At 37.9% G+C, this 12,503-nt stretch carries 17 protein-coding genes; 10 read left to right on the plus strand and 7 right to left on the minus strand.

Annotated features, from left to right (window positions below; genetic code table 11):
* The first annotated feature begins 2 nt into the window (after positions 1-2).
* The 3 genes from BUA97_RS10285 to BUA97_RS10295 are packed head-to-tail and all read left to right on the plus strand — an operon-like array spanning position 3 to position 1,769.
* Entirely contained in the window at positions 3-635 is a 633-nt protein-coding gene (locus tag BUA97_RS10285; RefSeq protein WP_072998584.1) for a class I SAM-dependent methyltransferase, read from the plus strand.
* 16 nt (positions 636-651) lie between these two features.
* Positions 652-1,473, plus strand: a complete 822-nt coding sequence (locus BUA97_RS10290; RefSeq protein WP_072997747.1) for a flavin reductase family protein — start codon at positions 652-654, stop codon at positions 1,471-1,473.
* Between the two features lie 50 nt (positions 1,474-1,523).
* A complete protein-coding gene (locus BUA97_RS10295; RefSeq protein ID WP_072997748.1) occupies positions 1,524-1,769 on the plus strand; it encodes a hypothetical protein in 246 nt (81 codons plus the stop codon).
* Here BUA97_RS10295 and BUA97_RS10300 read toward each other — a convergent pair.
* A complete protein-coding gene (locus tag BUA97_RS10300; protein ID WP_072997749.1) occupies positions 1,766-3,514 on the minus strand; it encodes an ABC transporter ATP-binding protein in 1,749 nt (582 codons plus the stop codon). The two genes, BUA97_RS10295 and BUA97_RS10300, sit on opposite strands and share 4 nt — an antisense overlap.
* Before the next feature lie 125 nt (positions 3,515-3,639).
* Here BUA97_RS10300 and BUA97_RS10305 point away from each other — a divergent pair, with 125 nt between their 5' ends.
* Positions 3,640-3,903 (plus strand): ribosomal eL19 family protein, encoded by a 264-nt coding sequence (locus BUA97_RS10305; RefSeq protein ID WP_072997750.1) that lies wholly within the window; start codon positions 3,640-3,642, stop codon positions 3,901-3,903.
* A gap of 46 nt (positions 3,904-3,949) precedes the next feature.
* Here BUA97_RS10305 and BUA97_RS10310 read toward each other — a convergent pair whose 3' ends face one another.
* The 3 genes from BUA97_RS10310 to truA all read right to left on the minus strand — a co-directional run bounded on the left by BUA97_RS10310 (position 3,950) and on the right by truA (position 6,611).
* Positions 3,950-4,717, minus strand: coding sequence for an alpha/beta hydrolase (locus BUA97_RS10310; protein ID WP_072998587.1), 768 nt, complete (start codon positions 4,715-4,717; stop codon positions 3,950-3,952).
* 464 nt (positions 4,718-5,181) lie between these two features.
* Positions 5,182-5,769, minus strand: coding sequence for a Crp/Fnr family transcriptional regulator (locus BUA97_RS10320; protein WP_072997752.1), 588 nt, complete (start codon positions 5,767-5,769; stop codon positions 5,182-5,184).
* Positions 5,770-5,876: 107 nt separating this feature from the next.
* Positions 5,877-6,611 carry a tRNA pseudouridine(38-40) synthase TruA gene (gene truA / locus BUA97_RS10325; protein WP_072997753.1) on the minus strand — a complete coding sequence of 245 codons (735 nt, stop codon included), beginning with the start codon at positions 6,609-6,611 and terminating at the stop codon, positions 5,877-5,879.
* An 82-nt stretch (positions 6,612-6,693) separates the two neighbouring features.
* Here truA and BUA97_RS10330 point away from each other — a divergent pair, with 82 nt between their 5' ends.
* From BUA97_RS10330 to BUA97_RS10350, 5 genes are all read left to right on the plus strand, one after another.
* A complete protein-coding gene (locus BUA97_RS10330) occupies positions 6,694-6,996 on the plus strand; it encodes a hypothetical protein (protein WP_072997754.1) in 303 nt (100 codons plus the stop codon).
* A 17-nt stretch (positions 6,997-7,013) separates the two neighbouring features.
* The gene (locus BUA97_RS10335; RefSeq protein ID WP_072997755.1) at positions 7,014-7,508 is read left to right on the plus strand and encodes a metallophosphoesterase family protein; all 495 of its coding nucleotides are present in this window, start codon (positions 7,014-7,016) and stop codon (positions 7,506-7,508) included.
* A gap of 65 nt (positions 7,509-7,573) precedes the next feature.
* Complete coding sequence (locus BUA97_RS10340) at positions 7,574-8,068, plus strand: Smr/MutS family protein (protein ID WP_072997756.1); 495 nt, start codon at positions 7,574-7,576, stop codon at positions 8,066-8,068.
* A 102-nt stretch (positions 8,069-8,170) separates the two neighbouring features.
* On the plus strand, positions 8,171-9,010 hold the full coding sequence (locus tag BUA97_RS10345) for an alpha/beta hydrolase (protein ID WP_072997757.1): 840 nt from the start codon (positions 8,171-8,173) through the stop codon (positions 9,008-9,010).
* Entirely contained in the window at positions 9,010-9,399 is a 390-nt protein-coding gene (locus BUA97_RS10350) for a DUF1398 domain-containing protein (RefSeq protein ID WP_072997758.1), read from the plus strand. Before BUA97_RS10345 ends, BUA97_RS10350 begins: the two co-directional genes overlap by 1 nt.
* A gap of 96 nt (positions 9,400-9,495) precedes the next feature.
* Here BUA97_RS10350 and BUA97_RS10355 read toward each other — a convergent pair whose 3' ends face one another.
* Positions 9,496-10,044 (minus strand): YqgE/AlgH family protein, encoded by a 549-nt coding sequence (locus BUA97_RS10355; RefSeq protein ID WP_072997759.1) that lies wholly within the window; start codon positions 10,042-10,044, stop codon positions 9,496-9,498.
* A gap of 239 nt (positions 10,045-10,283) precedes the next feature.
* Between BUA97_RS10355 and pdxH the strand changes: the two genes are divergently transcribed.
* Positions 10,284-10,934: a pyridoxamine 5'-phosphate oxidase gene (gene pdxH / locus BUA97_RS10360; protein ID WP_072997760.1), complete on the plus strand. Its 651-nt coding sequence runs from the start codon at positions 10,284-10,286 to the stop codon at positions 10,932-10,934.
* Positions 10,935-10,960: 26 nt separating this feature from the next.
* Here the strand turns inward: pdxH and BUA97_RS10365 are convergent, their stop codons facing one another.
* Both BUA97_RS10365 and BUA97_RS10370 read right to left on the minus strand, forming a co-directional pair.
* Positions 10,961-11,779, minus strand: coding sequence for an aminotransferase class IV (locus BUA97_RS10365; RefSeq protein ID WP_072997761.1), 819 nt, complete (start codon positions 11,777-11,779; stop codon positions 10,961-10,963).
* Between the two features lie 51 nt (positions 11,780-11,830).
* On the minus strand, positions 11,831-12,217 hold the full coding sequence (locus BUA97_RS10370) for an START-like domain-containing protein (RefSeq protein ID WP_072997762.1): 387 nt from the start codon (positions 12,215-12,217) through the stop codon (positions 11,831-11,833).
* Positions 12,218-12,503: the final 286 nt, after the last annotated feature.

Raw genomic sequence — 12,503 nt, forward strand, 5'->3', positions numbered from 1 at the left:
TTTTGGAACCGAAACATAAAGATTCCTCGGAAGTGTGGAGTCATGTCGCCGATCTGTACGAAGAAAAATTCCTAAATCTCAGTATTTATGACGATTCTTATGATTGGTTCTGTAATGAAATAAAAATGCCGGAGCCTGCAGTGTTGGACATTGGCTGTGGTCCCGGAAATATTTCAAAATATATTTCGGGTAAAATCCATGATGCTGATATCTCAGGAATCGATTATTCGGAGAATATGATTTTGCTGGCGAAAAAGAATGTTCCCAATGGGCAATTTGAAGTCATGGATTGTCGGGAGGTTGCTAAATTGAACAGAAAATTTGATGCAATTATCGGTGGATTTTGTATTCCGTATCTTAATGAAAGGGAACTGAATGTTTTTTTATCAGACATTAATAATCTTCTGAAAGGCAATGGTATTCTTTACTTGAGTTTTGTTGAAGGAAAGCCTGAAGAGTCAAAATACCAGACGAGCAGTACCGGGCATCAACTATTTTTTAATTTTCATCGTATCGAAAGTATAAAACAAAACCTTAAGAATATCGGCTTCCAGCATTTTCAGACAATGTATATTAATTATAAAAAAAGCCCAAACGAAACCGAAGTTCATACAGTAATTATTACCAAAAAATAAATCCGTTTTCTAACTTATGAAAACCATCATCCCATCAGATATTCCGCCAATGCAGCTGCAGCAAGTCATGCAGACTGCAATTGCGCCCAGGCCGATTGCTCTGGCAAGTACAATTAACACTGAAGAGGAAGTCAATCTTTCGCCTTTCAGTTTTTTCAATATGTTCAGTACGGTTCCGCCGGTTGTGATTATTTCGCCATCAAGAAGGGTGCGTGACAGTACGACAAAACACACACTTGAAAACCTGAAAGAAGTTCCGGAATTGGTAATCGGAAATGTGAATTTTGATATGGTTCAGCAGGTTTCTTTAGCAAGTACGGAATACGAAGATGGCGTGAATGAATTCATCAAATCTGGATTGACAATGAAATCTGCCGACATCGTTAAACCACCTTTAATTGCAGAATCTCCGGTTAATTTCGAATGTAAGGTGCTGGAAATAAAATCGCTCGGAAACCTTGGAGGTTCAGGAAATCTCGTGATCGCAGAGATTGTAAAAATTCATATCAATGAAAAATATCTGGATGAAGCCGGAAATCTGGATCAAAAACAATTGGATCTTGTAGCGAGATTGGGCGGTAATTTCTATTCACGAAATAACGGAAATAATATCTTCGAAGTTCCTAAACCGCTTGTCACAAAAGGAATCGGCTATGATCAGCTTCCTGCTGAAATCAAACAAAGCGGTATTTTTACTGGCAATGATCTTGGAATGCTGGCGAATATAGAAATCTTACCCGTCGGGAATTTTTCTTCAGAAAAAGATGTACATTTATTAGCTCAAAATTTTTTAAGGAATAATGATGTCGGAAAAGCCTGGAATGCTTTAAAAATCTAAATTCATTTCAAAAACCCGAAAACTAAAACCGGAAAAAACAACCAAATGCTATGAGAAAATCGGTCTATCAAACCATTATCAGTGTCCTGATTTTGGTTATTTTTGCCTCTGTTATTGCGATCGTCAATACCGAAGTCAGCCTGAAATATGAAACGGATAATCCAAAAGAATGCATTTCGGAAATTACCGGGAAAGACCTGTGCGAGTTTATAAAAATATTTAAAATAATAGTTATCGGTTGCCTGATATTGACTTCCGGGATGATAAGCTTCAGGTATAAGATTATTAAGGATTAAATCGTCTTTTCCCCATCCTCATTCACAACCTGCGCTTTGTAAAGCACAGAGTAATAACCATTCTTAGCCAAAAGTTCCTGATGCGTGCCTTCTTCCACAATCAATCCTTGATCCATTACGATAATTTTATCTGCTTTTTCGATGGTGGAAAGTCTGTGCGCGATGATGATTGACGTCCTGTTTTTCGTGATTTTTTCCGTTGCTCTCTGGATCAGTTTTTCGCTTTCGTGATCGATGGATGAAGTGGCTTCGTCGAGAATCAGAATTTTTGGGTCGGAAAGGTAAGCTCTTAAAAACGAAAGCAATTGTCTCTGTCCTAGCGAGATTGATGAACCTCGTTCGCTAACAACATACTCGTAACCATTGGGTAGTTTTTCGATAAACTCATCAACTTCAATGTCTTTTGCCGTTTTTTTGATTTGCTCCAGCGTAATGGTTTCATCACCCAGAGTCAGGTTTTCAAAAATACTGCCATGGAAAAGGAAAACATCCTGAAGAACCACACCAATATGACTTCTTAGATTATACAATTCATAATCCCGGATGTCCACATTGTCCAGCATTATTTTCCCGGAATTGATATCATACAACCGGGTGATCAAACTGATAATCGTAGATTTTCCGGCACCGGTGGCGCCAACGATGGCGACTGTTTCGCCCGGATTCACTTTGAAATCGATACCTTTCAGAACTTCCTGTTTATCATCGTAAGCAAAATGAACGTTCCGGAATTCTATTTTTCCATCAAAATGGTCTTTGGCAACGGTTCCGTTATTTGGCATCGCCTGGTCTTCATCCATCACGCCAAGAACTCTTTCTGCGCCAACGATGCCACGCTGAATATTATTAAATCTGTCTGCAATCTGCCTCAGCGGACGAATCAACATATTGATAAACTGGATAAACGCAATAATAACTCCCGGAGTTGATTTGATAAAACCGCCATAAAACAGGATGAATCCAATAAAAAGTGACGAAATCAGCTCAACAACAGGAAAGAATAATGAGAAGATAAAAACTGTTTTTAAGAGAGCTTTTTTCAGTTCAATATTGATATTGTCAAACTTAGTAAACTCTGCCTCTTCTCTGTTGAAAACCTGAATCAGCGACATGCCTGCCAGGCGCTCCTGTACAAAACTGTTTTGAGTCGCAGTCCAGCTTCTCTCAGACCCAAACGCCACTTTTAGTTTTTTCTGAAAAACACGGGTGATGATGACCATGATCGGAAGAATAGCCAACGAAATCATACTCAGATGCGTATCTACCTGAAACATCGCAAACAAAACCATCACAATTCTCAGAATATCTCCGAAAACCATCAAAAATCCATCAGTATAAACAGTTGCAATGGTTTCTACATCGCCCACGGCTCTCGTTACAAGATTCCCGATAGCTGTTTTATCAAAAAATGCAGTTCGGAAATAGATAAGCTTGTGATAAAGCCTTTCCCTGATGTCCCTGATCACGTTCTGCGAAATGAAATTCGAGAAATAAACCAGGAAAAAGTTAAGCACCGTTTCAGCAACCACCAACCCGATCAGCAGGTAAATGTGCTTCATCAGCTGTGCTTTATCTTTTAGCTGAACGATGTCTATATCGACAACATTTTTGGTAAGGATCGGCCGGTATGTGGAAACAATAGCCAGAAAAATTGAAATAATCAGTGTGAAAATAAACCAGGACCGGAATTTCATTCCAATCAAAAAAAGTCGTTTTACAATATCCCAGGTCGTTTGTTGCTTCATTTTCTTTTAGATTCCGGAAATTTTTCTGTGTTGAAAAACCTTTGCAAAAATAAGGTTTTAAAATTTTAAACTTTTATTGAAAAGAGAAAATATTTAAAATCGCTATACCGGCTTAGCCTATTAAAATGGTAGGCACACCCACAAAAATGGCAGGCTCGCCTACGAAAAAGGTAGGCTCGCCTATGAAAAAGGTAGGCGCACCTACGGAAATGGTAGGCACACATACAAAAGTGGCAGGCTCGCCTATGAAAAAGGTAGGCGCACCTACGGAAATGGTAGGCACACGTACAAAAGTGGCAGGCTCGCCTATGAAAAAGATAGGCGTACCTACGGAAATGGTAGGCGAACCTATCAGATCGCAAGGTGAGACTATGAAAATGGAAGTTTAAATTATATGAATAATAAAAATCTGCGAAATAATGTATTATCCATATTTTACTGTTTTGATATCCATCCAGCAATGTAGTCTGCAACTTCTTCCCAGCCTTTTTCGCCACAGATGAAGTGACTTCTTCCTTCAAAGATTTTCAGATCCAGGATACTGTTTTTGTCCTGGTATGAACCGGCGATCTTTGCTGTAAAATCTGCCGGAAAAATAGCATCATTGGCACCTCCGATGAATAATAAGGGGTTGTGTGCTTTCTTAAAATCGATATTGCCGATCGATTTCAAAAGCGGGTCTCTTGCCAGTCTTCTGCTTTCTGGAGCGGCGACAGTTTCATACAATTTGTCACTTTCTTCTCTGGAATAGTTATTGAAAAATGCACGATGATACCAATCTTTTGTCCCAAGATAAGGACTATTCCCTTTGAAGAAATTGAAAACAGGCCAAACGATTTTTATGGTTGACAAAGGTGCCATTACATTTTTGGAAGGAGCACCGTCTATACTGACGCCGGCAACAGCTTTGTCCAGCTCTATCAGTTTCTGAACCAGTAATCCTCCAAAAGAATGTCCCACAACAATGGGCTTTTCGGGAAGCGTATCTATGAATCTTATCAGATTATTCAAAGTTTCTTCAAAGCTTACTGCTTTTAATTCGGAAGGAATGTTTTTTTTCAGTTCAATGGGATTACCCTCGTGTCCGGGATTGGATGGTGTATGTACTGTATAACCTTGGTTTTCAAAATAAGTTTTCCATTCTTTCCAGCTTGTATTATTTACGAATAATCCGTGAATCAATACGATTGTTTTTGTTTTCATAACGGGATTTTTATTTGGTTTGATGTGTTGTGCCGTCGCCATTTCGATATTGTTATTTTCAAGAATCCTTGTCAATAGCGACTTCGTAATATTTATTTGTTCAAATTTCTGAGACAAAGGTCAGAAGATTGAACGAGGAAAATTTTAACCCAGGTTAAAATCGTAACATTTTGAAAAATAAATGTTTGAAGTGCAATTAATCTTTATTTGAGCAGCGTAATCCGCCTTTCGTTCCCAAGGCTGACGAAAGTGGATCTACAAGGTCAATCTTTTTGGCAGAGGATTCCAGATTAAATAGAACTTTTGGGTTGGGATTTCCGCTCAAGTCGGGCTGCGGACAATTCTCTGCAAAACAGAATATAAAATCCAAAGCGTCAGAAGAGTTCAGCGTCAGTAGCAATAGATGAAATCGGGAAAACGAGATTCGGCAAAGCCAAACCTATGGAAGTTAATGATGTTAATTGTCATTTACCCAAAAGCCTCTTCCTGATTCGGCTGAGAGAAGGCCCCTGAATTCCCAAGTAGGAAGAAATATGGTACAACGGCACATTGTTGAAAATATCAGGATGTTCTTTGATGAGGTCTAGATAACGTTCCTCCGGCGACTTTAAAAGAAAGCCTTCGATCCGTGTCATTGTCACATTGAAAGCTTCCTGTGCTAACAATCTTCCGAATTTTTCCCATTGGTGCGATTTGCTGTAAAGTGAAATCAAATCTGTGTGGCGAATAAAAATAATGGACGCATCGGTCATTGCTTGGGTGTGATAATCACAAGCAATCTGATTGACAAAACTTTTGAAAGGTACCACGAATCCGTTAGCAGAATATAGGAAAACATTCTTTTCTTCGCCCGCTTTTTCATTGATCGTATAAGACCGGAAAACACCATCTACAATGAATCCGAGATAAGTGCAGACATTTCCCCGAAGGTTGTAGAATTCACCTTTCTTATAATTTCTGTGCAACCAAAGCTCGGAGGATAATTTGAAATCTTCCTCAGAAAGTCCGGCAAATTGATTCAGTGCGAATGCGAGCTTGTCTATTTCGGTCATTTTTGTGGAGATTAATTTTTATATATCGGGCTTAAAATGAGTCAGTTAAAAATATGAAAATAATTTCATTTCACAATAAAACCTCCAAAAATCAGGGCTTTAAAATGCTAAAATTCATAACCCACATCTACCAGGAAAAGTCCTTGCGCAGGTGCGGAAACGCCGGCAGAATTGCGGTATTTGTCTTCAATGATTTTCCTCAGATCAGTGGGTGTAATTTTTTCTGATCCGACTTCTACCATTGTTCCGACAACCGCTCTCACCATATTTCGAAGAAACCGGTCAGCAGAGATTGTGAACTTGAGTTGATTGCCAACGTGCTCCCATTCTGCTTTGTAGATTTTGCAGATGTTGGTTTTGTTATCAGTATGGAGCTTGGCAAAGCTTGTGAAATCATTATATTCGAAAAGGATTTTGCAGGCTTCGTTCATCAGTTCGATATTCAGAGGTTTCTGACGCCAATATTGCCACGAAGAATCTTTTGAGAATGGATCTTTTTGCAGGGAAATATAATATTCATAAGTTCTGTAAGTCGCACTGAATCTTGCATGCATATCGTCTTCAACTTCAAAAATTCTTTTAATAGCGATGTTCTCTGATAAAAAAGAATTGAGTTTATAAACCAGGTTCTCATCAGGTTTTTGCTCCGTTTCAAAATGTGCAAACATTTTTTTGGCGTGAACGCCTGTGTCGGTTCTACCTGCTCCCGTTGTTTTGATGGACTCCCGAAGAATGGTGGATAATGCTTTTTCCAATTCTTCCTGCACAGAAACCTGATTGGGCTGAATCTGATAACCAAAATAAGCAGAACCGTTGTAGGAAAACTCTATAAAATATCTCATTTCGGCTGTAAATTTCCTGATTTTTTTTTAATTATAAAGAATTCTTAATTCGTAATTTCGTGATTCAAAAAAATCCTGAAAAATGAAACCTCTCAGACGAAATAAACTTTCCAATCCTTCCGAATTCATCAAACTAATGATCATCATTTTTGTTTTGGTGTCGGTTTTTCTTTTCAGTCAAAAATTAACGCAAACGCAGATCTTTGTGAATGTGGTTGTACTCCTGATTTTATTCATTATTCTACAGTCTGTTTTTGTGGTGATGTATAGAAAAGGAATCAAAACAATGGCATTTTGGATTCTGATTCTTTTATTATTGCTAGGTTTTACGTTGGCCGGAGCAATCTGGTATTTTTCTAAATATGGCTTAACTTTCCCACTATAATCGTTAAAATATTATTAATGAAAAGGATTCTTCTTTTATCAGACACGCATTCCTACATCGATGACCGGATTCTCGATTACGCCAAAGATGCTGATGAAGTCTGGCATTGTGGCGATTTCGGGAATATGACTGTGATTGAAGAATTGGAAAAAATAAAGCCAATCCGTGGTGTCTATGGCAATATCGACGAAGCTAAAATCAGAACGATTTTCCCGGAGGTTTTGAGTTTCAGGTGTGAAGAAGTTGATGTGTTGATGATTCATATTGGTGGTTATCCTGAGAGATATTCGCCTTTAGCCAGGAAAGAAATTGCTGAGAGAAAACCCAAATTGTTCATTTCCGGGCATTCTCATATCCTGAAAGCGATGCACGATCAAAAAAACAATCTTCTACACCTGAATCCTGGAGCTTGTGGAAAATCCGGGTGGCACAAAGTGAGAACGATGATGCGTTTCACGATTCATAAGGATGAAATCAAAGATTTGGAAATCATAGAACTAGGAACGAGATAAATCCCCTCCCTTGGAGGTGTGGCAAAATTCAAAGAATTTTGACGGGGTGGTTAATAATAAAAAATATGAAAATAGGAGACAAAGTTTCTGTTATTGATGAAAATCTTAGAGGTAAGGTTCTTAAAATCATAGCCAATCAGGTTAAGATTGAGGACGAACACGGCTTTACCTATAATTTTAGTAAAGACAAACTGACGATTTTAGATGCGGACTTGTATGAAAATTCTCCTGTTATCAGAAAAAAAGAAGCGCCAAAAATTATTTCGAAAAAGCACAATAAAGCGCCTCAGAAATTAGATCTTCATTTTGATTTATTAGTTAAAAACCCTTCTGGTTATGATGCTTTTGAAAGACTGATGATTCAGAAAGAGAAATTAGTTGAAACGATTGATTTTTGTAGAAAGCACCAGATTAAAAAACTTCAGATCATCCACGGCATCGGCGATGGCGTTTTGCAAAAAATGGTTCATGATGTGCTGGAAGGCCTTGCAAATATCGAATACGACCGTGACGGTTTTTTCTTCCATCAATCCGGAAATATCGAAGTCAAGTTTTTATAACATGAAATTATATTGTCCGATTTGATGAGTTTTAGGACTTTGTGTATCTTTAAGAAATTCAATTTGACAAAATCCTTTAGGACTTTTGTTTAAAAAAAAGTTATGTTCAGAAAACCAATCAGTCTTATTTTAATTTTAGTTTTTGCAATCGGTTTTGCGCAGACAGTTTACAAAACAGAAAACAATATTTCTTATTACCCTGAGAAAATAAGTAAAGCTAATGCTTACATTAGTTCTCAATGCAAACTGAATTTTTACTATCCAACCAACGTCAAAAATTTTTCAACTGTGATTTGGTTTCACGGTGGCGGTTTGACTGGTGGAAATAATGAGTTGCCTAAGGAATTATTGAACGAAAATATTGCCGTCGTAAGCGTAGAATACCGTTTGGCGCCAAAGGTAAAAGCGCCGTCTTACATAGAAGATGCTGCGGCTGCAACCGCCTGGGTTTTCGAGAATATTGAAAAATATGGTGGAAACAGAAATCTAATTTTTCAGTCCGGACATTCTGCAGGAGGTTATCTTGCGATGATGATTACGCTGGACAAAAAATATCTTCAGAAACATAAAATTGATGCAGATCAAATTGCCGGACTTATTCCGTTCAGCGGGCAGGCGATCACGCATTTTCAAATCAGAAAGGAAAAAGGAATTCCCGAGATGCAGCCGACAATTGATGAGTATGCACCCTTATTCCACATCAGAAAGGATGCACCGCCCATCGTTTTGATTACAGGCGACAGAGAATTGGAATTATTAGGTCGCTACGAGGAAAATGCTTATTTGGCAAGAATGTTGAAATTAGTCAGTCATCCTTCAATTAAATTATTAGAAGAAGATGGATTCGACCATGTGGCCATGGCAAAGCCTGGTTTTCCATTATTGTTAAAGGAAATCAGGGAATTAACAAAGAACATAAAAATACAGAAAATTTTAGAATAATGTTTACACTTGCACAAATAGAAGAAGCGCATTCTAATGTAGAAAGCGGAAAAGGATTTCCAGAGTTTGCAAAAACCATCAGAGAATTGGGCGTTAAAAGTCTGGAAACTTTTGTAGAAGATGGCTCAACTAATTATCTCGGCGATGATGACTACAAAGTGTCATCAACACAAAAATATGCACCTTTACTAATCTACGGAATTCCAAATCCGGAGAAATTTTTAGCCGATCTGCGAAATCATCAGCAAGGTGGAACAGATTTTTTCCAGTTCTGCAAAGACTGTGCAGACAGCGGAGTGTATAAATGGATTGTTGATATCGATGCCAAAACTTGTACTTATTATACAGAAACAGGTGCAGTCGTTTTTGAAGAACAAATCCCGATTTGATTTAATTATTTTCTCGCATATTTCACAGATTCAGCAAATTATATATTGATAAAATCTGCTCCATTTGCTCCATATGCGAGAATATTTTATTCTAAATTAATTCAAACTCACATCCTCCGGCGCATTCGCCCAAAGAAGAAATTCGCCACCCAGATTTTGCATTATATTTTTCCATAGATTCTGATCGTTCGGAAGTGTGTAGTCCAGATTAAAAACATCCACAATCGTCCACATTTTCCGCTGAATTTCGCTTTCCAGTTGCATCGCAGACCATCCCGAATATCCGGAGAAAACTTTGATGTCAGATATACTCACAGAGCCTTCAATAATGGCCGAAACCACAGAATCAATATCCTCCGTTATGTAGAACTCATCATTGATCTCTGAAAATTCTTCCGTGATCTTTTGACCTTTCAGGATAAAAAAAACTTTATCATTTTCCACAGGACCGCCTTCATATAATTCCACAGGAAATCCGAAAATATTCAGCAGTCTCGAACTCATATTCCGGTTCTTTTTATTCAAAATCAGCCCAAACGCTCCGTTCTCGTTATGCTCGATAATCAAGACCACAGAACGTGAAAATATATCACCCGAAACATCAGGTGTTGAGATTAAAATTTTACCTTTGTAAGAGTAATTCATCTATCAAAGCTATAAAAAAAATATTTTTTTGAAAAAGAATTAAAGTAAAATTTAAGTTAAAATTATAACGGATTAAACAATCTGGGCGCCTTTATCCGCCCTCCGTTCCCGCTTTTTCGTTTTTTTAGAAAAAACAGAAAGAGCTCCTCTCAGGTCGGGGCGCGCTTCGCAAAAAAAACAAAAATTCTCAGTTAATTCAACATTCATGTCAATTCAAGTTTATAAAAATACTGCAACAAATGAACACCGGAAACCTCCACGATAAAAGAAAAATCTACGAAAAATCCCAGCTCATAGAAACCGAGATCAGGGAAAATCCAATCGAACAATTCCGCAATTGGTTTTTGGAAGCCGAAGAAAATCCTCAGGTTTCCGAAGCCAATGCAATGGCAATATCCACTGTCGAAGATGACGGCTGCCCTAGAACAAGAATGGTTTTGCTAAAGGCCTACAATTGGGAAGGCTTTATTTTCTATACCAATTATGACAGCCGTAAAGGAAAATCACTGGAGAAAACGCATACAGCCTGCCTTCATTTTTTCTGGCCAAGTCTGGAAAGACAGATCATCATCAAAGCCAGCGTCGAAAGGATCGCTGAAAACCTGAGTGACGGCTATTTCCATTCCAGACCAAAAGGCAGCCAGTTAGGTGCAGTTGTTTCACCACAAAGTCGGGAAATCCCGGACAGACACTTCCTCGAAAATAAACTCAAAGATCTTGAAACCGAATTCGAAAATAAAGAAATTCCAAGACCTGAAAACTGGGGGGGATACATTGCAAAACCTTATGAAATAGAATTTTGGCAAGGCAGACCAAACCGTCTTCATGATAGAATATTATATACTTTGACTGACGATTTTGACTGGAAAATATCCAGATTGGCACCATGAAAAATCCGGCAACTGCCGGATTTTGTTTATAAAGCTGAAAGATTGAAAGCGTCTCTCCATCTCTGAACAAGCATGGAAAATTGCTCATTTTCAAAAGTCTTATTCCTGATTTTTGAAACTGAATGAATACCCTTTTCATCAGAAATTCTCAGTATTTCGTCAGCTTTTTGAGATTCGAAAGCGATGATTTCTGCCTCCTCAATTTCCGCTAATTTATTTTTATGAATGAAGGTCACAAAGTTTTCCATCAAAGGGGAAATGTATGCGCCTTCCGTTTGCTTAGGAATTTTAATCACATTATTCTGAAGAAATAACAGATTTCCAAAGATACTTCTGGCGATTTTTTTGTTCGGATTCAGGAGAATAACGTCATCCAGATCATTTTCTTTCGCATAGATTTCGGCATAGATATTCTCCGCAGAATGAACACGGATATTGCTCAAAAGATTAGCATTCACATTGATTTCCTTGATCAGATCCAATTCGATATTGCCTTGGATGTTCAGGATATCCTCAGATTCTTCGACCTCAAAAAAGAAAGCCGTTTCCGATTTTGATAATGGTTTTTCATCCTGGATTCTGTATGCCATTAATTGAATAATACCGTTCCTGATACCTTTGTCCAAAACTTCTCTCTGGAAAAGTTCCTGGAAAAATTCCAGTGTATAAGTCAGCGGGATATTCAGCCTCATTTTTCTCATCGATGCCATCAGGAAAAAATAAGATTCCTCTGACATTATAAGATTTCCGTTTCGTACGAAAAATGAAACCCAAACCGAATCTCCAAAAAGAAAAGAACGGTTCAGCAATTGTAAATTGTCTTGTGTATAAACTATCTTCTGCATTGTTGTGTACAAAAAAATAATGAACGATAAAAAATCGTTCATCCATTTATATTAAGCGGCGCCTAATTTTATCTGTAAGTTTTCTATGAGGTTTTCCCAATAGAGCCTGTTTTCCTCTTCGTCACCATCTTCGCAAAAATCTGTGATATTAAGAGAAAGGTCGTCTGTGATTTCATCGATAACGATGGAAAGCTCGAAGAAATATTTCGTCCCTTCGTCCTCTTCCCAACGGAATCGCACAAAACTTTCCGGCTTATAACGTATCAGTGTAGCCCTCTCAGCAGGACCACCGCCCCAACTGAAAAAGAAATCGTCACCACGCTCTACAACGTCGTCTGCAAACCATTCTGATAATCCTTCTGCACTTGCCAGATACTCATACAATATCTCCGAGAGACAATGCATATTGTATTCATACTGCACTTTCGTTTTCGCCATACTCTAATTCTAATTGTGGCGCAATATATAAATTAATTTCTTATTTCCAAATCAAAATGTCTATGGAAATACAAAAAATTTATTGAAATTATGGATGATTTTTATTAGTTAAATTTACAGCATTGATGAATCCTTATTTTTACAATTATTCAGCGAAGATTTGGGCAGCTTAATCCGTCTTCCACTCCCGCTTTTTTATTTTTCATCAAAAAAATAAAAAGAGCTCCGTTCAAGCCGGGCTGCAGATTTGGCATAAAACAACATTCAGCATAAAGGCGAAGTTTAT

This window comes from Epilithonimonas mollis (genome assembly GCF_900142325.1).
GTDB classification, from domain to species: Bacteria; Bacteroidota; Bacteroidia; order Flavobacteriales; family Weeksellaceae; genus Epilithonimonas; species Epilithonimonas mollis.